This window comes from Mesorhizobium sp. M0676 (genome assembly GCF_040320535.1).
Classification (GTDB): Bacteria; Pseudomonadota; Alphaproteobacteria; order Rhizobiales; family Rhizobiaceae; genus Mesorhizobium.
The window spans coordinates 83619-101203 of sequence record NZ_JAMYPU010000009.1 but is presented as its reverse complement, the minus strand read 5'-3'; the positions used below and the strand labels follow the sequence as shown (position 1 = coordinate 101203).

Genomic DNA, 17585 nt, shown 5'->3' with positions numbered 1-17585 from the left:
AGTTTGCAGACGCTGCCGCATGCACCAGCCCGGCAGGAGGAGACCGACATGGGTTATGACAGAGGCAAGCTCGACGCGCTGCGCCGCAAATATGGCGAGAGCCATGGCGGCGAGATGTTCGACCCGAAGTTCCGCAAGGTCGCCGACAAGATCTTCTCCAAGAGCGGCACCCGACTCGCGCCCTATGCCGGCATCCCGACCTTCCTCGCCGCGCCCTACCGTGAAATCGCTGCCGACAATCCGGATTTCGGCGATTTGCAGGTGGCGATCATCGGCGTGCCGATGGATCTCGGCGTCACCAACCGGCCCGGCTCGCGCTTCGGGCCAAGGGCGCTGCGCGCCATCGAGCGCATCGGCCCTTACAATCATGTGCTGGAATGCGCGCCGACGCATGAGCTGCGCGTCGCCGACATCGGCGATACGCCGTTCCGCAGCCGCTACCGGCTGGAGGTCAGCCACGAAGACATCGAGCGCCGCACCAACCAGATCGTCGATGCCGGCGTGCTGCCGCTTTCGGTCGGCGGCGACCACTCGATCAGCCATCCGATCCTGAAGGCGGTCGGCAAAAAGGCGCCGGTCGGCATGATCCACATCGACGCTCATTGCGACACAAGCGGGCTGTTCGACATGACCAAGTTCCATCATGGCGGACCGTTCCGTAACGCGGTGCTGGACGGCGTGCTCGACCCCACCCGCACCATCCAGATCGGCATCCGCGGCTCGGCGGAGTATCTGTGGGAGTTCACCTATGAATCCGGCATGACGGTCGTGCATGCCGAAGAGGTGACGGGTCTCGGCATTCCGGCCATCATCGAGAAGGCGCGCAGAATAGTCGGCGACGGCCCGACCTACATTTCCTTCGACGTCGACAGTGTCGATCCGGCCTTCGCGCCGGGTACCGGCACGCCGGAAATAGGCGGCCTGACGACGCGCGAGGTGCTCGAACTGCTGCGCGGCTTGAAAGGTCTCAACATTGTCGGCGGCGATGTCGTCGAGGTGGCGCCGCAATATGACGCGACCACCAACACCGCCCATGTCGGCGCCCAGGTCCTGTTCGAGATCCTGAGCCTGATGGTGTTCAGCCCGGCGATCACCGGCAAGGGGGCCTGACGGATTTCACATGCAAAGGCGGCCGCCGCGCTGGAGCCGGCGGCCGTTTCCAAAACAAACAAGCTTCCAGAAGGGGAATACCAATGACAATCCATATGAAATCAACCATCGCCGCTGCGCTGATGCTCGCCGGCCTCGGCTTCGCCTCCCAGGCCAATGCCGACGCCGTCGACGACATCACCAAGGCCGGCGCCATCAATGTCGGCATCTTCTCCGACTTTCCGCCCTTCTCCTCGGCCAGCGCCGATATGAGCATCAAGGGTTACGACGTCGACGTCGCGCAGGCGATCGCCGATTCACTCAAGGTGAAGCTCAATCTAGTCAGCGTCACCGGCCAGAACCGCATCCCGTATCTCACCGACAAGCGCGTCGATATCCTGATGAGCGTCGGCTATTCCAAGGAGCGCGAGGAGGTGATCGATTTCGCCGCCGCCTATGCGCCCTACTACATCGCCGTCATCGGTCCGGCAGCGCTTTCGATCAAAGGCAAGGAAGATCTCGCCGAAAAGTCGATCGCCGTCAATCGCGGCACGCTGGAGGATACGTCGCTGACCGAAGCGGCGCCGGCATCGGCCGACATCAAGCGCTTCGACAACTACAACTCCGTCATCCAGGCCTTCATCTCCGGCCAGACCCAGCTGATGGTGGTCGGCAATGATGTCGGCGCCCAGGTGCTGGCCAAGCAGGACGCGCTGAAGCCGGAGCAGAAGTTCCAGCTCTTGACCTCGCCCTCGCATATCGGCCTCAACAAAAAAGAGGACCGGCTGAAGACGGCGGTCAATGATGCGGTTGCCAAGATGCTGGCCAACGGCAAGCTCGACGAGAGCTCGAAGGCCTGGCTGAAGACGCCGCTCAATCCCGACAACCTCAAGGATTGAGTTCTCGTGGCTTTTGCCTGGCTCCCAGGTGCTGTGGGCGACATCGCGCGCGGCGCGGCCACGACGATCCTGTTGATCGTCGTGACCACGCTCGTGGGCACGCTGCTTAGCATCCTGGGCGCTGCCGGCCGGCGCAACGGCCCGGTATTCGTGAAGCGCGCCATCGCGGTGTATGTCGAGGTGATGCGCAACACGCCGTTCCTGGTGCAGCTGTTCTTCATCTTCTTCGGACTGCCCAGCCTCGGCATAAGGCTCGATCCGATCCTGGCAGCCATGTTGGCAATGACGCTCAACATGGCGGCCTACACCATTGAAATCGTCGGCGCCGGTCTCGATGCCGTGCCCGGCGGACAGACGGAAGCCGCCTTGGCACTCGGGCTTCGGCCACGCCAGGTGTTTGTCAAGATCGTGCTGCCGCAGGCGCTCAAGGTGATCTATCCGGCGCTGACCAGCCAGATCGTCATCATGATGCTGGAATCGGCCGTGGTGTCGCAGATCGCCGTGCGTGAGCTGACCTATGAGGCCGACATGCTGCAAGCCCGCACCTTCCGCTCCTTCGAAACCTATTTCGTCGTGACCCTGGTCTACCTCGTCCTGTCCATGGCCTTGCGCCGGCTGCTGGTCACAGGCGGGCGCCGCGTATTGGGGGCAGGTGTCACATGATCGAATTCACCTTCTGGGACATCGTTCGCAATCTGCTGCTCGCCGCCCGCTGGACGGTGCTGTTGTCGCTGGCGGCCTTTGTCGGCGGGGCGGTGGTAGGGCTGATCGTGCTGTTATTCCGCATCGCCGAAAATAAATGGAGCCGGCGCATCGCTTCCGGCTACATCGCCCTGTTCCAGGGAACGCCGCTGTTGATGCAGCTGTTCCTGATGTTCTTCGGCCTGCCGATGCTCGGCCTGCGCATCGAGCCATGGACGGCAGCGGTGCTCGGCCTGACCTTCTTCGCCAGCGCCTATCTGGCCGAGATCTGGCGCAGCGGCGTCGATGCGCTGCCGCGCGGGCAGTGGGACGCTGGCGCCAGCCTTGGGCTGCACCGTCTGCAGGAGCTCAGGCTGATCATCCTGCCGCAGGCGTTCTCGATCACAAGGGCGCCGATCGTCGGCTTCCTGGTGCAGTTGATCAAATCGACGGCGCTGACCTCGATCATCGGCTTCGAGGAGCTGGTCAGAACCTCCAACGCCATCAACAACGCCACCTTCGAACCGTTCAAGGTCTACGGGCTGGTGGCGCTGATCTTCTTCGTCATGTGCTTTCCACTGACGCAATACGCCCGTACGCTCGAACAACGAGCGGCGGCCCACTGACGCCAGGCGGCGACAGTGCGTGAAGGGAACCTGCCGGAATAGAACGGCATCAACTGAGGAGAAACCAGATGAACAGACTGATCGGAAAATCCCTGACACGGCGCGGCGTGCTTGGTGCGGGCCTCGCTACAGCCGGCGTGCTCGCCATGCCGTCGATCCTGCGCGCGCAGGACAAGTCGCTGAAGGTCGGCGTCTATGGCGGCTATTTCAAGAAATCCTTTGACGAGCACGTCTTCCCAGATTTCACCAAGGCCACCGGCATTGCAGTGGAATCGGTCGCCGAGCCGACCGGCGAAGCCTGGCTGGTGCAGCTCGAACAGGCGTCCAAGGCAGGCCAGGCGCCGGCCGACCTTTCGATGATGTCGCAGACCTCGACGCTGAAGGGCCAGTCGACCGAATTATGGACGCCGCTCGATACGTCGAAGTTCAAGCACTACAACGACCTCTTGCCGCGCTTCGTCAACAAATATCCGGATGGCCGGGTCGCCGGCATCGGCGCCGTCGCCTGGTGGATCACGCTGGTCTCCAACACCGATGTCTACAAGGATGCGCCGACCTCATGGGAGACGCTGTGGGACAAGGCCAATGAGGACAAGCTTGGCCTCCTGGCGCTTGCCTCGAACTCGTTCCTGCTCGAAGTGACAGCCAAGACCTTCATGGGCGGCACCAATGCGCTCGACACCGAGGACGGACTGAACAAGGCGTTCGAAAAGCTCGCCGAGCTCAAGCCGAATGTCCGGCTGTGGTATCGCGACGAGGCGCAGTTCGAGCAGGCGCTGAAGTCGGGCGAGATCCCGATGGGCCAGTATTATCACGACGTCACCGGCCTCGCGGTCGCCGACGGCTTCCATGTCCGCTCGACCTTCCCGAAGGAAGGCGGCATCCAGGATTCCGGCAATTGGGTGCTGTCGCGCGCCTCGACCAAGGTCGACGAGGCGCATGCCTTCATCGACTATATGAGCCAGCCGTCGATGCAGGGCCTGATGTCGCGCAAGGTCGGCACCACGCCGACGCTGAAGAAAGAGGTGCTCGACCTCAAGCCGGAAGAGTTCGCCGCGGTGTCGTCGGATATCGACCCGATCATCCCGCGCTACGACCTCTATACGTCGAAGGCCGACTGGATCAACCAGAAGTGGACCGAGCTGATCGTCGGCTGAGCCGTTCGATCCGTCTGAACCACAGCGGCCGCCGGCATAGTCCGGCGGCCCCTTAGCAAACCCTCCAAGGGATGAGCATGTCCGGACTAGACATCAACGCCGTCACCAAAAAATTCGGCAACTTCGCCGCCGTCGACAATGTCCAGCTCAACGTGCCGCATGGCACGTTCGTGTGTCTGCTCGGCCCGTCGGGCTGCGGCAAGACCACGCTGCTGCGCATGATTGCCGGACTTGAGGAGCCGACCAGCGGCGCCATCGTGCTCGACGGCGAGGACATCACGCCTTTGCCGACGCACAAGCGCAATCTCGGCATGGTGTTCCAGTCGCTGGCGCTGTTTCCGCATCTCTCCGTCGGCGACAACATCGCCTATGCGCTGCGCATTCGCGGCGCCTCGAAGGAGGAGCAGAAGAAACGCGTCGACGAGTTGCTGGGCCTCATCCATCTGACCGGCTTTGCCGACCGTCCGGTGGCCAAACTGTCGGGCGGTCAGCGCCAGCGCGTGGCAATTGCGCGGGCCTTGGCGCTGTCGCCGAAACTGTTCCTGCTCGACGAGCCGCTGTCGGCGCTCGACGCCAAATTGCGCGAGGCCATGCAGGTGGAACTGCGCCAGTTGCAGCAGCGGTTGGGCATCACCACCATCGTCGTCACCCACGACCAGCGCGAAGCCATGACCATGGCCGACCTGGTCGTCGTCATGGGCCACGGCAGAATCCTGCAGGCGGCGCCGCCGATCGAGATCTACCGCAAGCCGGCCGACGCCTTCGTCGCCGACTTCATCGGCATCACCAATCTGCTGCCGGCCGAGATCGACAGCACCGGGCGTACCACCATTCTGGGCACAGCCATTCCAGGTCTTGCCATGCCGGCGGGTCAGACCAAAGCGTCTGTTTCGGTCCGCCCGGAGGACGTGCATCTGGGCAGCCCCGGCGGCTCGGCCATTACCGGAGAGGTGAGCTTCGTTCGCGATCTCGGCGGCACCATCGAGACCTTCGTCGACGTCGGCGGCACCAGCATCATTGCGGTGACGACGCCGCGCGAGCGGCATGACGTGCCGGTCGGCGCCAAGGTCGGGGTCACGCTGCCACCGGCAAGCTGCGTGGTGCTCGGCGCATGAGACGCGAAGCCCCGAAGTCCATAGCCGACTATACGCCACTGTTCTTTCCGGCGCTGATGCTGATAGTCTTCTTCGTCGTGCCCTTCTCGACGATGATCGCGGTGAGCTTCTTCAAGCGCAACCCGTCCGGTTTCTACACGCCGGATTTCGTGTTCGACAATTACGCCCGCTTCCTGTCGGTGTTCTTCGGCGGCGTGCTCGGCTTTTCGCTGCTGCTGGCGGTGCTGGTCGCCGTCTGCTGCGTGGCCATCGCCTTTCCCTTCACCTACCTTTTGACCCGCCGGCCGCGCCGCGTGCAGACGCTGTGGCTGGTCGGCCTCCTGTCGGTGCTGTCGCTGTCGGAAGTCATTATCGGCTTTGCCTGGTCGACGCTGTTTTCGCGCACCGCCGGCATCACCAATTTGTTCGTGTCGATCGGGCTGATGGACAAGCCGGTGGCGCTGCTGCCGACCTTTGGCGCGGTGCTGACCGGCATGGTCTACCAGGCGCTGCCCTATACGATCCTGGTGCTGTACCCCGCCCTCGTGCGCCTCGACCCGACATTGCTCGAGGCAGCGCGCACGCTCGGCGCCTCGCCGATCCGCGCCTTCTTCAACGTCGTCGCGCCGGCATTGCGCAACACCATTGTGGCGACACTGATCATGGTCTTCGTGTTCGCCCTCGGCTCGTATCTTTTGCCGCAGATTCTGGGACGGCCGCAGCACTGGACGCTGTCGGTGCTGATCACCGACCAGGCGATCTACCAGTCCAACATGCCGTTCGCGGCCGCAATGGCGGTGTTCCTGGTGCTGATCTCGCTGGCGCTGGTCGGACTGACGCTGCTCGTCGGACGAAGGGAGAACGCCCTATGACCGCGACCTTGCTGCGCCGTGTCTATTTCACCATCGTCGCTTTGTTTCTGGCGGCGCCGCTGATCGTCGTCGCCGGCGTGTCGGTCAATTCGCGCCAGGAGCTCTCCTTCCCGCCGGTCGGTTTCTCGCTCGCCTGGTACGCCCAGATCTTCACCGATCCGGAATGGCGGCTGGCGCTGATCCATTCGGTGACGCTGGCCGTCTGCTCGGCCGCGATTGCCGTGGCGGTGGCGCTGCCGCTGGCTTGGTTCCTGTGGCGGCGCATCGCGCCATGGGCAAACATTTTTCAGGTGCTGGGCCTCGCGCCCTTCATCCTGCCGCCGGTCATCACCGCGCTCGGCTTCCTCTCCTTCTGGGCGACGGTCGGGCTGTTCGGCCAGTTCTTCACCGCCATCATCAGCCACGCTATCTTCTTCGTGACGCTGCCGCTGGTGACGCTGTCGCTGGGCTTTGCCTCGATCGACCGCTCGCTGGTAGAGGCCGCCGCCACCATGGGCGCCGACGACCGCACGGTGCTGAAGACCGTGGTGCTGCCGCTGATCCTGCCCTACCTCGTCTCGGGCTACGCCTTCGCCTTCGTCTTGTCGCTCAACGAATACATCGTCGCCTACATGACGATCGGCTTCACCACCGAGACGCTGCCGATCAAGATCTTCAACGCGCTGCGCTACGGCTACACACCGACCATGGCTTCGGTGTCGGTGTTCTTCGTCGCGGTGGCGACACTGGTGTTCGGCTCGATCGCCAGGTTCGGCGATATTCGCAGATTGCTCGGCGCGATGTCGTCCGACGGGAGCTGAGCGCAATCATTCTAAGTAACAGCACCAGTACAGCACCCCTCGATCGCTGCTCAGACCACCAATGCCATGAAGGTGCTGAGTGCACCCTATGCACTCGCGCAGGCGGCAGCTTCGCGCCTCATCTCGGACTCAGGGGTGAACCTAAGTGCTCCTCGAAAGCGGACAACTGACTTCTTCGCCCGACTATTCGCCAGGGTCGAACTCACCTTTGAACAAGACCGTCTCCACCGGCCCGAGGGGATTGACGATCCGGCTCTCCAGGACTTCGACAAGTTTGCGTCCGACACCCGCTATGTCCACGAAATGAACGCCGATCTTCGCAGGCAAGAAACGTGACAGCCGCGTGCTGTCCCGAGTGACAATGTGGATGTCACTCCCTGGCGCGAGACCTCTTCTGCCAAGAGCGTGTAGTGCCCCCAAAAGGCCCAGTTCGTTGGCGCAAGCCAAGCCCGTCGGCGGATCTGACCAGGCCAGCATGCGATCGAACCAGGCTGCGCTCGATTCCATGGTGAACATTCCATGACCGATCAGCGACTGGTCGATCGGAATACCAGCCTCGGCCATTGCCCTTCCATACCCGGAAAGACGCATGGCACTCGCCTGGTCGCCCGGAACGAGAAGTTGCAGCGCAATGCGTCGGCAGCCCTTGTCCACGAGCCGCCGGGTCGCCTCGTAGGCAATCTGTTCATTGTCGATGTCGACATAAGGATATGCTGTATCCAGGTCAGTTCTTCCAAACGCGACGAATGGCATGCCTCTATCCAGCAATAGCTTAACGCGTGGATCACCCGAGACCATGCGCGTGATAATCAGTCCGTCTGTGCTGCCCGCCTGAAGCTGTCGCTGCACACTCTCGATGGGGTCATCATCGGGCGTGGTGGAGTAGATGGATAGACTATAACCCGCTTGCCGCGCCGCCAGCGTCATGCCTTCGATTAACGGAAGCTTCAACAGATCGGACAGATGATCTTGTGTTTCCATCGGGTAGATTGCTGTCATCGTCAGCGTGCGGCCAGTTTTGAGCGCGAAGCCATGATGATTTGGCACATAGCCGACCCGCTGCGCCACTTCCTTGACGCGAGCGATGGTGGCGGGATGAACCTCCGGCCCATCCTTCAGCGCGCGGGATACCGTGGTCACCGAAAGGGAAAGTTCCGCCGCGATCTGTTTCAGGTTGGTCATGTCGCCCGACCTCATTTGCGAAAGCGCCGGCTGATTTGCTGACTTCCACTACGTGACCGAATTCCACCTCACGGTCAATCCAAGCTCTCGCTAAAGCAGCTTGACTCTCCTGCAATTGGATGCAATCGTAACGTTACGATTGGCAAGAATTGGCCATTTTTAGCGCGTCTCAACAAATTCTAGGGAGGAGAACCTATGTCTTGGTTACGCATTTCCTTGGCGGCATTCGCATTCTCGGCCGCCGTGCCGGTCTATGCCCAATCAGTCACCATCACGACCGCGGGCGGCGATTATGGCAACGCCATGAAGGAAGCCATGTGGGGCCCCGCTGCAAAAGAGCTTGGCTATGATGTCGGCGAGGAGACCCTCAGCGACGGCTTGGCCGCCCTGAAGATGCAGGTTACCTCGGGCGCGGTCACAACCGACGTCATTCACCTGGGCTCACCGGAGGGCGCGCAGGCCGCCGCACAGTCGCTGCTGGAGCCGCTCGACTACACGATCATCGACCCAAAGGCCGTGCCGGACGGCGCAAAGTCCGACTACTGCTATCCATTCGACTCCTATGGCACCGTCTTGTCGTGGAACACCAAGACCTATGGCGAAAACCCGCCGAAGACATGGGCGGAGTTCTGGGACCTTGCCAAATTCCCCGGCCGTCGTGCGCTGCGTGCCAATGCCCAGGACTCGATCGAGATCGCGCTGCTCTCCGATGGCGTAGCACCGGCGGACGTCTATCCCGTTCTCAGCACGCCAGAGGGTCTGGATCGCGCTATCAAGCGGCTCGAAGCACTCAAGCCGAATGTCGCCGTTTGGTGGACCTCGGGAGCGCAGTCGGCGCAGTTGCTGAAAGATGGTGAGGCGGATTTGGTCGTTACCTGGAACGGGCGGGCCCAAACCGTAAAAGCAGATGGCGGCGCGGCCGACTACACGTTCAAGGGTTCCGTCATTGGCACCGACTGTCTTGCGGTGCCGAAAGGGGCGCCGAACAAGGAAGCAGCTATGAAGCTCATCGCAGCGATGACACAGCCCGCGCGCGTGGCGAAGCTGACCGACTTCATAGCCTATGGCCCGGTCAATCCTGCTGGCTATGAGGGTGGCCTTATCCCCGAGGACCGTCTCAAGACGCTGGCGACCGCGCCTGAAAATGCCGGCACTTCGGTGTTTTCGAATTCAGAATGGTGGGTCAGGAATGGCGAGGCTGCCCAAAAAGCCTTCGATGAGATGATGGCCCGCTGAGTCTCAGCTCTAAGGCTTGAGCACATGATGAAGTCGCTCCCGATCACCATCGACAGCGTGCGCAAGACCTATGGATCTTACGTCGCGCTGGACGATGTCTCGCTCGACATTCGGGCTGGCGAATTCCTCACGCTGCTGGGGCCATCGGGATCGGGCAAGACCACGCTGCTCATGGCTCTGGCCGGCTTTGTCCGGCCGGATTCCGGTAGACTTCTGTTGGGCGATCGCGACATTACCCGCCTGGCCCCGAACAGGCGCAACATCGGCATAGTCTTCCAGAACTACGCCCTGTTTCCCCACATGAACGTTCTGGCAAATGTTGAGTATCCGCTGGTGCTGCGCAAGGTACCGAAAGCCGACGCCCGCCAGCGGGCGCTCGACACTTTGGACCGCGTGAAGCTCGAAGGTTTGGCGGAGCGCAACATTGCCGCATTGTCCGGCGGCCAGCGCCAGCGGGTTGCGTTAGCGCGGGCGATCGTCTTCGAGCCGCGCGTGATGCTGATGGACGAGCCGTTGTCGGCGCTCGACAAGAATTTGCGCGAAACCATGCAGTACGAGATCCGGCGTCTGCACGATGATCTGGGGATCACCACGATTTATGTGACGCATGACCAGCGCGAAGCACTGATCATGTCAGACCGGGTCGCGGTGATGAATTCCGGCCGTATTCAGCAGATCGACACGCCACAGCGGATTTATGATCGTCCATCGACCCGCTTTGTCGCTGAGTTCATGGGTGAGGCCAACATTGTGGCCCCGGGCGCGGTGCGCAGAATAGACGGCGCCGATGCATCAAGCGAAGCTCTGATGATCCGCGCCGAAAGTTTCCATCTTGATGCGAAGCTCGTCGGGCGAGACGGGGTGGCGCTCGAGGGAACGCTGCGCGCCAAGGCGTTTCGCGGCGAGAACTGGCTTTTGACGCTGGCGCTTGACGGCGGGCAAGAGATTCTTGTCTGCGTTCCGGCGGCGATGGCCAGCGGCTGCGGCGAGCTTGCGACCGGTCAGCGAGTGACCGCATATGCACCGGCAGCGAAAGTTCACGCGATACCGGGAGCAGGAGCGTGACCGTCATCGCCGATCCTGCGCTGGCGGCAGACGCACGACGCGAGCGGCGGTTCTTCCTGTCGCTTTCAGTGCCCGCGCTTTTGATCGTTGGGCTGGCGGCAATCCTGCCCATCGTCTGGATTATCCGGCAATCCTTCCTCACCACAGCGGGTGAATACACCGTCGGCAACTACGAGAAAGTGCTTTCGAGCGGACTGACATGGTCGGCACTCGTCACCACCCTTGAGCTGTCCGTGGGCACGCTGGCGATCTGCATTCTACTCGGTACCCCCTTGGCACTCGCCCTGGCCAGCACCAGACCAAGGGTGGCCAATTTGCTGATGGCCTTCGTCATGCTGCCGTTGTGGACCTCCATTCTGGTGCGCACCTATGGCTGGCTCGTTCTGTTGCGACGCGATGGCCTGATCAACGCGGCTTTGACCGGTTCAGGCCTGACAGCTGAGCCCTTGCCGCTGGTCTACAACTTAACGGGAACGCTCATCGGCATGGTTCACTACATGCTGCCGCTCTTCCTGCTGCCCGTTTATGCGGCGATGCGCGATATCGATGCAAACCTCGTTCGCGCGTCGGCGAGCATGGGCGCCACGCTCGGACAAACGATCCGCACGGTCATTCTGCCGCTTTCGGCCGGCGGCATCTTCTCGGGTTCGATCATCGTCTTCATTTACACCATAGGGTTCTTCATCACGCCCGCGGTGCTTGGCGGCGGCAAGGTAAACCCTCTTTCCACCCGGATCGAGCGCACGCTATCGACCTTCCAGGATTGGGGCTCGGCGAGCGTCCTGGGCATCCTGCTCCTCGTACTAATGGCGTTGGTGGGGGTGATGTTCCTGGCTGCGCGGCGGCTGATTGCCGGACGCAGCATCGGCACAGCCCATGCTTGAAGCCTATCCAGATAGCAGGCTGGCCCGCATCCTCCTGTGGAGCTTTTGCGCGCTCGTTATGGCGTTCCTGATGCTGCCGACGCTCGTCGTCGTGCCGCTCTCTTTTTCGGCGTCCAATCTTTTGGAGTTCCCGCCGCGCGCATACTCGTTGCGCTGGTACGAGGCTTTCTTCGGTTCGGCGGCATGGATGGCCGCACTCAGGACGAGCCTGATCCTTGGCACATTGACGGCGATGATCGCAGTGCCCCTGGGGCTGCTGGCCTGCATTTCGATAAATCGGCTCGGCGGAAAGGCCGCCATTGCCATTCAGGGTATTCTGCTAACCCCTTCTATCGTGCCGGGAATCCTGCTCGCGATTGGTCTCTTCTTTGTTCTGGCGGCCCAACGTCTGGTCGGAACGCTGTTCGGTGTCCTGGTCGGACATGTGGTGCTGGCCATTCCGGTCGCCTGCATTGTGTTGGTGCCCGCCTTGGCCCGCTTTGACTGGAACCAGGTTCAGGCGGCGCGCAGCCTGGGCGCAAACTGGGCAAGAGCCATTGGCGGAATAATTGTCCCCCAACTTCGGATAAGTCTGTTGTCGGCCACGCTGATGGCCTTCCTGACCTCGCTCGATGAATCCGTCATTTCGATCTTCGTCGCGAGTGGTCAAAACAGCACGCTGCCGAAGCTCATGTTCCTGTCGCTGCGCGATCAGATCGACCCGACCATTGCGGCGATTTCGACCTTGTGGACCGTCATCGTCGTGGTCGTTGTCCTCGTCGTGACCCTTCGCCAAAAATCCTGACCGAGATTGGAAACATGCCCAACAATCATCATGCAGCCGACGATCTGGCGGATCATTCAACGGACATACCCCAGGTGGGGTTGGCGATCATCACCGGCTCGGCGAATTGGGGTCTCGCCTTTCCGGAAGATGTCGAAGTCGATGGCGTCCGCACCTTGCAACGAGACATGAGTTTCGAAACCCCTTTCGGTCCCAGCGACAATTGGAAACTGCTCGAATTCGATGCATCTATTACCGTCGAGGGCAAAACGAAACGTGCCCTGTGCATGTATTCGCACGGCAATCCCCGAGACCATATCGACCATTCCTGTCATCGCCGCGCGTTCTGGGTCTTGATGAAAGCGGGTGTAAGGCAAGTGCTGGCCTGCTCGACCGTTGGCGCCGTCAACAAGGCGATCCAGCCCGGCGACATAGTCGTAAACGCCGATATCATCGAACTGTCGCAGACCCCGTTTTCACTTCTGCCTGGCCGCCAGAGCTTCGACTGCTCGGGCAAGCAGATCGTATGTCCAAGATGTGCGGCATTGTTGGCCGAGACCGCCCGGCGCCATTGGCCAGCCGGATGCCGCGTCCATGGCATCGAGCAGCAGCTGGTGGCTGCCCACTGCTACGGGCCGCGACTGACAACTCCCGCCGAAGCTCTGGCGTATCGAAACATGGGAGCGGACGTGCTCAACCACTCGATCGCCCCTGAGGCCACCTTATCGCGCGAGATCGGCGCCTGTTTCGTGCCCCTGGCGTTCGTCACGGCCGGCTTCAACGACTATATGGACCGCGAGCGCCAGAAATTGCTGCAGGAGCACGTGCTGCCGAGCCTCTCTATGACAGCCTCGCGGGTTGCGCTGGAGACCGCGGCGCGACTTCCGGCCAATCCGGAATGCTCTTGCCACGGCTTGAAGTCGCCCCAACCGGCAGAGCGTTCTACCCGGTTCTGAAAAGCAGCGAGAGTCTGGGATCGTTCACTCGCAACGATGCTCGCGTCGAACTGAGAGTCCGCTTTTGAAGATCCCACGCCCGAAGCGTTCGGCCGCTTCCGGTCCAAAAGGCGACAACCAGACATCTGCTCTGCAGTGACTGCTTCGGGCAGTTGGCGGACCGCTTGGTGCGTCTTCAATGGCTGAAGACGAGCGGCGGTGCGATGCGGTCCCGCCGCAGCCAGCGCGCGAGCAGCAGCACCGCCACCACGGCCAGACCCGACGCCAGGCCGATCCAAATGCCGACGCCGTGCAGGCCGAAATGGAAGGCGAGCAGCACGCCGAGCGGCAGGCCGATGCCCCAATAGCCGATGGCGGCATAGATCATCGGCAGCTTGGTGTCGTGCAGGCCGCGCAGCATGCCGGCGGCAACGGCCTGCGCGCCGTCGAAGATCTGAAACAGCGCGGCAAAGGCCAGGAACGACACGGCCAGCGCGATCACCCTGGCGTTCGCCGGATCGGTCATGTCGATGAAGGCGCTGATCAACAGATGCGGCCACAGCACCATCACCAGCGCCATCAGCGCCATGGACGAGACGCCGATGACGAAGGCGGTCCAGCCGGCGCGCGAAACGCCTGCCGGATCGCCGGCGCCGTGGGCCAGCCCGACGCGCACGGTGACGGCCTGGTTGAGACCGAGCGGCACCATGAAGGAGATCGAGGCGATCTGGATTGCGATAGCGTGCGCGGCGAGCGAATCCGCATCGATCAGGCCCATCAGCAAGGCTGCTGCATTGAAGATCGTCACCTCGAAGGCGAGGATGCCGGCGATCGGCATGCCGAGCCGCAGCAGACCCTTGAAACGCGGCCAGTCGGAGCGCCAGAAGCGACCAAACAGGCGGTAGCGGCGGAACTTCTTCTCCAGCATCACCACGGCTGCCAGGCCGCAGAACATCAGCGTGCTCGACAGCGTGGTCGCCAGCCCCGAACCGGCAATGCCCATCGAGGTGACGCCGAGATTGCCAAACATGAACACCCAGTTGAAGAAGGCGTTGCAGGCGACGGCGACGAAGACGATGATCAGCGCCCAGCCCGGCCGCTCCAGCGCCGAGATGAACGAGCGCAGCACGATATAGCCGTAGAAAGGCAGCACCGCCCATTCCAGCCAGCGCAGATAGATGCCAGCCTGATGCGCCAATGCCGGCTCCTGGCCCATGGCCAGCAGAATGGCCTCGCCATGCCACAGCACGATCCAGATCGGGATCGAGATCAGGATCGCCAGCCACAGGCCCTGGCGCACGGTACGGCGCAAATCGCGCACCGAATAGCGCTGGCGGCCAAGCTCGGTGGCGATCATCGGCGAGGTCGCCAGCATCAGGCCGAGGCCGAAGATCAGCGGCATGAAATAGAGATTGGCGCCAAGCGCGCCGCTGGCCAGCGTGTCCGCGCCCAGACGCCCCATCATCATGACGTCGGTGGCGGTCATCGCGGTCTGGCCGAGATTGGTGAGCACCATCGGCCAAGCCAGCGCCAGCGTCGCCCTGATTTCCTGACGCCAAAGATTTTCCGGCGCACGAGCGCCGGCTTCGATCGCAGACATTGTCCTGCTCTTTCCGATTGCGGCGCGTCGGCAACGAGGCCGGAAGCCGCACTTCCAAACGGCAAAACCTTCGGTTTCGCAGCGTTTGCGTCGTTCTATTGGACGAAATGCGGCATGAAGGCAAGGGAGGACGGGCAGCCGGCGATTGAGCCAGAGGCGGGAACCCTCCTATCCGGCTGCCCTTGCATCAACCGATGCTTTCGCCGCCGTCGATCACCAGTGCCTGGCCGGTCATGAAGGATGAGCGGTCGGAGACGAGGAACAGGATCGCTTCGGCGATCTCTTCGGCGCTCGCCCAGCGGCCCATCGGAATCTTGGTGCGGACATAGGTCTCGATCGCCTCGCGTCCGCCCATCTGGGCGATGAACGGCTCGTTGAAGGGCGTGTCGACCCAACCGGGGCAGAGCGCGTTGACGCGCACATTGTGCCGGGCATAGTCGAGCGACATCTGCCTGGTCATCGCCACAACCGCATGTTTGGAGGTGGCATAGGCGATCATTTCGCGATCGTAGAACACGCCGGAATTCGAGGCCGTGTTGAGGATGACGCCGCCGCCTTGCGCGACCATTGCCGGCATGACCAGCCGCGCGGCCAGAAACTGCGCCCGTACATTGATGCGCCATGACGCATCCATACCATCGACCTCGACCTCGGTCAGCGTGCCGCCGACCTGGATGCCGGCGTGATTGTGCAGAATGTCGATGCGGCCATACTTGCCGAGAGTGCCTGCGATGAGCTTCTCGACCGCGGCGTCGTCAGAGACGTCGGTGACAATCGCCCCGGCCTGCCCGCCCACTGCCCGGATGTCCGCCGCTGTCGTCTCGCCGCTGGTCTTATCCCGGTCGGCGATGACCACCACAGCGCCTTCCCTGGCCATGATCATGGCGCCGGCGCGGCCGATGCCGGAACCGGCGCCCGTCACCACGGCGATGCGGTCTCTAAGGATCATGAATTTGTCTTTCAGCTGGATGGCTTGTTCAGTTTGACGGCTGGCGCTGGCGCAGCTGCCATTGGGCAAGCACCACCAGAAGAACCGAGGCGACGAGCACGATGCTGGCGATGGCGTTGATTTCCGGCGTCACGCCGCGCCGGATCGAGGCGAAGACATAGATCGGCAGCGTCGTCTGCGCGCCGGCGACGAAGAAGGCGACGATGAAATCGTCGAAGGAGAAGGTGAAGGCGAGCAGGAAACCGGCGACCACAGCCGGCATGATCTGCGGCAGCACGATCGAGCGGAACGTCGTCAGCGGCGTGGCGTAGAGATCGCTCGAGGCCTCAACCAGGTTGCGGTCGAGGCTGGCGAGACGCGTGCCGACGATTATCGTCACCAACGCCATCGAAAACAGGCCGTGCGCGGCGATGATCGATCCATAGCCGAGTGACAGGCGCGGCGGTTGATCGTCGGGCCAGATCGAGGCGAGGAACGGGTTGAGCACGCCAAACAGCTGGACCAGCGCAACGAGCGTCGAGATGCCGATGACGACGCCGGGAACGACGATCGCGGCACCCATCAGCGCGTCGAAGACGGCGCGGGTTCTGAGCCCGACCCGCGCCAGGCCGAGTGCGGCTGCCGTGCCGCACACCGCCGCCAGAAGCGCGCTGGTGGTGGCGATGAACAGGCTGTTCTTCAATGCCTCGACCAGGAACGGGTTCGACAGCGCCGTGCCGTACCACTGCACCGAAAAGCCGGTGAACTCGCTGGCATGGCGGCCGGCGTTGAAGGAAAACAGCACGACCAACGCAATCGGCAGATAGAGGAAGGCGAAGACGGCTGTGACGAAGGCGCGCATCAGATCAGATCCACCCTGCGGGCGCCCGACACCCGTGTCGAAATGCGGTTTGCCGCGATCAGCACCACCACCGAAACCGCCACCAGCGTGATGGCGATGGCCGATCCGAACGGCCAGTTGCGCGACTGCAGGAACAGGTCGACCAGCGCGTTGCCGATGAAGAACACCTTGCCGCCGCCAAGCAGGGTCGGGATCAGGTATTCGCCAAGCAACAGGATCATGACCAGTGAGAAGCCGGTCATGACGCCCGGCAGCGACAGCTTCAGGGTGACACCCAGAAACGTCGAGAGCGGCGTCGCGCCGAGATCGGCGGAGGCTTCCAGCAGCCTTCGGTCGAGCCGCTCGAGACTGACATAGATCGGCAGGATCATCAGCGGCAAATAGCCGTAGACGATGCCGAGCAGCACGGCGCCCGGCGTGTTGATCAGCCTGACATCCTCGATGCCGACAAAGGCCAGCAGTGCGGGAATGCCGCGTCCGCCCAGAATGTACATCCAGGCGTAGGTGCGCATCAAAAGGCTGGTCCAGAACGGAATGACGACGAGCGCAAGTAGGATCAGCCGCCAGCGCTCCGGCGCCTTCAGGGCAAGATAGTAGGCGACCGGGTAGGCGACGAGCAGACAGGCAAGCGCGCCCACCGGCGCCAGCATCATCGTGTTCCAGAAGGCGGTCGCCCGCGCCGGGAGGTTGGCGTATTGCGCCAGCGTGAAGGCGGCCTGGTAGCCGCCCTCCGGCGCCCGCTCGCCGACGCTGAACACGGCAATGGCGACGAACGGCAACACCAGAAACACCACCAGCCACGCTGTAGCCGGAGCGAGCAGCAGCGCTGTCAGGATGTTATGCCGAAATCTGTTGCCGTGCATGGAAACCGCCCCGATGCCGGCGGACCTAGGCCCGCCGGTTTTCCGTTTG

The 17585-nt window shown here is 62.5% G+C and carries 18 protein-coding genes; 13 read left to right on the top strand and 5 right to left on the bottom strand.

Annotation, left to right across the window (positions count from 1 at the left end; genetic code table 11):
- The first annotated feature begins 48 nt into the window (after positions 1-48).
- The 8 genes from speB to NKI35_RS12290 all read left to right on the top strand — a co-directional run bounded on the left by speB (position 49) and on the right by NKI35_RS12290 (position 7218).
- The gene (gene speB / locus NKI35_RS12325) at positions 49-1110 is read left to right on the top strand and encodes an agmatinase (protein WP_023695895.1); all 1062 of its coding nucleotides are present in this window, start codon (positions 49-51) and stop codon (positions 1108-1110) included.
- Positions 1111-1193: 83 nt separating this feature from the next.
- Entirely contained in the window at positions 1194-1988 is a 795-nt protein-coding gene (locus NKI35_RS12320) for a transporter substrate-binding domain-containing protein (protein WP_352740190.1), read from the top strand.
- Positions 1989-1994: 6 nt separating this feature from the next.
- Positions 1995-2651, top strand: coding sequence for an amino acid ABC transporter permease (locus NKI35_RS12315; RefSeq protein WP_023683571.1), 657 nt, complete (start codon positions 1995-1997; stop codon positions 2649-2651).
- The gene (locus tag NKI35_RS12310) at positions 2648-3295 is read left to right on the top strand and encodes an amino acid ABC transporter permease (protein ID WP_352740188.1); all 648 of its coding nucleotides are present in this window, start codon (positions 2648-2650) and stop codon (positions 3293-3295) included. Before NKI35_RS12315 ends, NKI35_RS12310 begins: the two co-directional genes overlap by 4 nt.
- A gap of 68 nt (positions 3296-3363) precedes the next feature.
- Positions 3364-4452, top strand: coding sequence for an ABC transporter substrate-binding protein (locus tag NKI35_RS12305; RefSeq protein WP_023671275.1), 1089 nt, complete (start codon positions 3364-3366; stop codon positions 4450-4452).
- 77 nt (positions 4453-4529) lie between these two features.
- On the top strand, positions 4530-5567 hold the full coding sequence (locus tag NKI35_RS12300; RefSeq protein ID WP_023671274.1) for an ABC transporter ATP-binding protein: 1038 nt from the start codon (positions 4530-4532) through the stop codon (positions 5565-5567).
- On the top strand, positions 5564-6418 hold the full coding sequence (locus tag NKI35_RS12295) for an ABC transporter permease (RefSeq protein ID WP_023739700.1): 855 nt from the start codon (positions 5564-5566) through the stop codon (positions 6416-6418). Before NKI35_RS12300 ends, NKI35_RS12295 begins: the two co-directional genes overlap by 4 nt.
- A complete protein-coding gene (locus NKI35_RS12290) occupies positions 6415-7218 on the top strand; it encodes an ABC transporter permease (protein ID WP_352740185.1) in 804 nt (267 codons plus the stop codon). The genes NKI35_RS12295 and NKI35_RS12290 overlap by 4 nt, the downstream gene beginning before the upstream one ends.
- Before the next feature lie 183 nt (positions 7219-7401).
- Here NKI35_RS12290 and NKI35_RS12285 read toward each other — a convergent pair whose 3' ends face one another.
- A complete protein-coding gene (locus tag NKI35_RS12285) occupies positions 7402-8400 on the bottom strand; it encodes a LacI family DNA-binding transcriptional regulator (protein ID WP_023739701.1) in 999 nt (332 codons plus the stop codon).
- Positions 8401-8595: 195 nt separating this feature from the next.
- Between NKI35_RS12285 and NKI35_RS12280 the strand changes: the two genes are divergently transcribed.
- From NKI35_RS12280 to NKI35_RS12260, 5 genes are read left to right on the top strand one after another with little or no spacing between them, the layout of a single operon-like run.
- Entirely contained in the window at positions 8596-9636 is a 1041-nt protein-coding gene (locus tag NKI35_RS12280; RefSeq protein WP_352740183.1) for an ABC transporter substrate-binding protein, read from the top strand.
- A gap of 27 nt (positions 9637-9663) precedes the next feature.
- Positions 9664-10701 (top strand): ABC transporter ATP-binding protein, encoded by a 1038-nt coding sequence (locus NKI35_RS12275; protein ID WP_023700444.1) that lies wholly within the window; start codon positions 9664-9666, stop codon positions 10699-10701.
- Positions 10698-11585 (top strand): ABC transporter permease, encoded by an 888-nt coding sequence (locus NKI35_RS12270; RefSeq protein WP_023703702.1) that lies wholly within the window; start codon positions 10698-10700, stop codon positions 11583-11585. Before NKI35_RS12275 ends, NKI35_RS12270 begins: the two co-directional genes overlap by 4 nt.
- Positions 11578-12369 carry an ABC transporter permease gene (locus tag NKI35_RS12265; protein WP_023703703.1) on the top strand — a complete coding sequence of 264 codons (792 nt, stop codon included), beginning with the start codon at positions 11578-11580 and terminating at the stop codon, positions 12367-12369. The genes NKI35_RS12270 and NKI35_RS12265 overlap by 8 nt, the downstream gene beginning before the upstream one ends.
- A gap of 14 nt (positions 12370-12383) precedes the next feature.
- On the top strand, positions 12384-13304 hold the full coding sequence (locus NKI35_RS12260; RefSeq protein ID WP_352463626.1) for a phosphorylase family protein: 921 nt from the start codon (positions 12384-12386) through the stop codon (positions 13302-13304).
- Positions 13305-13479: 175 nt separating this feature from the next.
- On the opposite strand, the gene NKI35_RS12255 is transcribed toward NKI35_RS12260, so the two are convergent.
- The 4 genes from NKI35_RS12255 to NKI35_RS12240 form a co-directional block, all read right to left on the bottom strand.
- The gene (locus NKI35_RS12255; protein ID WP_352740180.1) at positions 13480-14883 is read right to left on the bottom strand and encodes an MATE family efflux transporter; all 1404 of its coding nucleotides are present in this window, start codon (positions 14881-14883) and stop codon (positions 13480-13482) included.
- A 187-nt stretch (positions 14884-15070) separates the two neighbouring features.
- Positions 15071-15832 carry an SDR family NAD(P)-dependent oxidoreductase gene (locus NKI35_RS12250; protein ID WP_352520602.1) on the bottom strand — a complete coding sequence of 254 codons (762 nt, stop codon included), beginning with the start codon at positions 15830-15832 and terminating at the stop codon, positions 15071-15073.
- Positions 15833-15860: 28 nt separating this feature from the next.
- Complete coding sequence (locus NKI35_RS12245; protein WP_352520603.1) at positions 15861-16673, bottom strand: ABC transporter permease; 813 nt, start codon at positions 16671-16673, stop codon at positions 15861-15863.
- On the bottom strand, positions 16673-17536 hold the full coding sequence (locus tag NKI35_RS12240; protein WP_023819732.1) for an ABC transporter permease: 864 nt from the start codon (positions 17534-17536) through the stop codon (positions 16673-16675). Before NKI35_RS12240 ends, NKI35_RS12245 begins: the two co-directional genes overlap by 1 nt.
- Between the last annotated feature and the right edge of the window lie 49 nt (positions 17537-17585).

Bases quoted from the DNA above. Each gene is read 5' to 3' on its own strand.
- NKI35_RS12305 (WP_023671275.1), top strand. From the start codon at position 3,364: ATGAACAGACTGATCGGAAAATCCCTGACACGGCGCGGCGTGCTTGGT.
- NKI35_RS12280 (WP_352740183.1), top strand. From the start codon at position 8,596: ATGTCTTGGTTACGCATTTCCTTGGCGGCATTCGCATTCTCGGCCGCC.
- NKI35_RS12275 (WP_023700444.1), top strand. From the start codon at position 9,664: ATGAAGTCGCTCCCGATCACCATCGACAGCGTGCGCAAGACCTATGGA.
- NKI35_RS12245 (WP_352520603.1), bottom strand. From the start codon at position 16,673: ATGCGCGCCTTCGTCACAGCCGTCTTCGCCTTCCTCTATCTGCCGATT.
- NKI35_RS12260 (WP_352463626.1), top strand. From the start codon at position 12,384: ATGCCCAACAATCATCATGCAGCCGACGATCTGGCGGATCATTCAACG.
- NKI35_RS12320 (WP_352740190.1), top strand. From the start codon at position 1,194: ATGACAATCCATATGAAATCAACCATCGCCGCTGCGCTGATGCTCGCC.
- NKI35_RS12300 (WP_023671274.1), top strand. From the start codon at position 4,530: ATGTCCGGACTAGACATCAACGCCGTCACCAAAAAATTCGGCAACTTC.
- NKI35_RS12250 (WP_352520602.1), bottom strand. From the start codon at position 15,832: ATGATCCTTAGAGACCGCATCGCCGTGGTGACGGGCGCCGGTTCCGGC.
- speB (WP_023695895.1), top strand. From the start codon at position 49: ATGGGTTATGACAGAGGCAAGCTCGACGCGCTGCGCCGCAAATATGGC.
- NKI35_RS12295 (WP_023739700.1), top strand. From the start codon at position 5,564: ATGAGACGCGAAGCCCCGAAGTCCATAGCCGACTATACGCCACTGTTC.
- NKI35_RS12285 (WP_023739701.1), bottom strand. From the start codon at position 8,400: ATGACCAACCTGAAACAGATCGCGGCGGAACTTTCCCTTTCGGTGACC.
- NKI35_RS12255 (WP_352740180.1), bottom strand. From the start codon at position 14,883: ATGTCTGCGATCGAAGCCGGCGCTCGTGCGCCGGAAAATCTTTGGCGT.
- NKI35_RS12265 (WP_023703703.1), top strand. From the start codon at position 11,578: ATGCTTGAAGCCTATCCAGATAGCAGGCTGGCCCGCATCCTCCTGTGG.
- NKI35_RS12240 (WP_023819732.1), bottom strand. From the start codon at position 17,536: ATGCACGGCAACAGATTTCGGCATAACATCCTGACAGCGCTGCTGCTC.
- NKI35_RS12310 (WP_352740188.1), top strand. From the start codon at position 2,648: ATGATCGAATTCACCTTCTGGGACATCGTTCGCAATCTGCTGCTCGCC.
- NKI35_RS12290 (WP_352740185.1), top strand. From the start codon at position 6,415: ATGACCGCGACCTTGCTGCGCCGTGTCTATTTCACCATCGTCGCTTTG.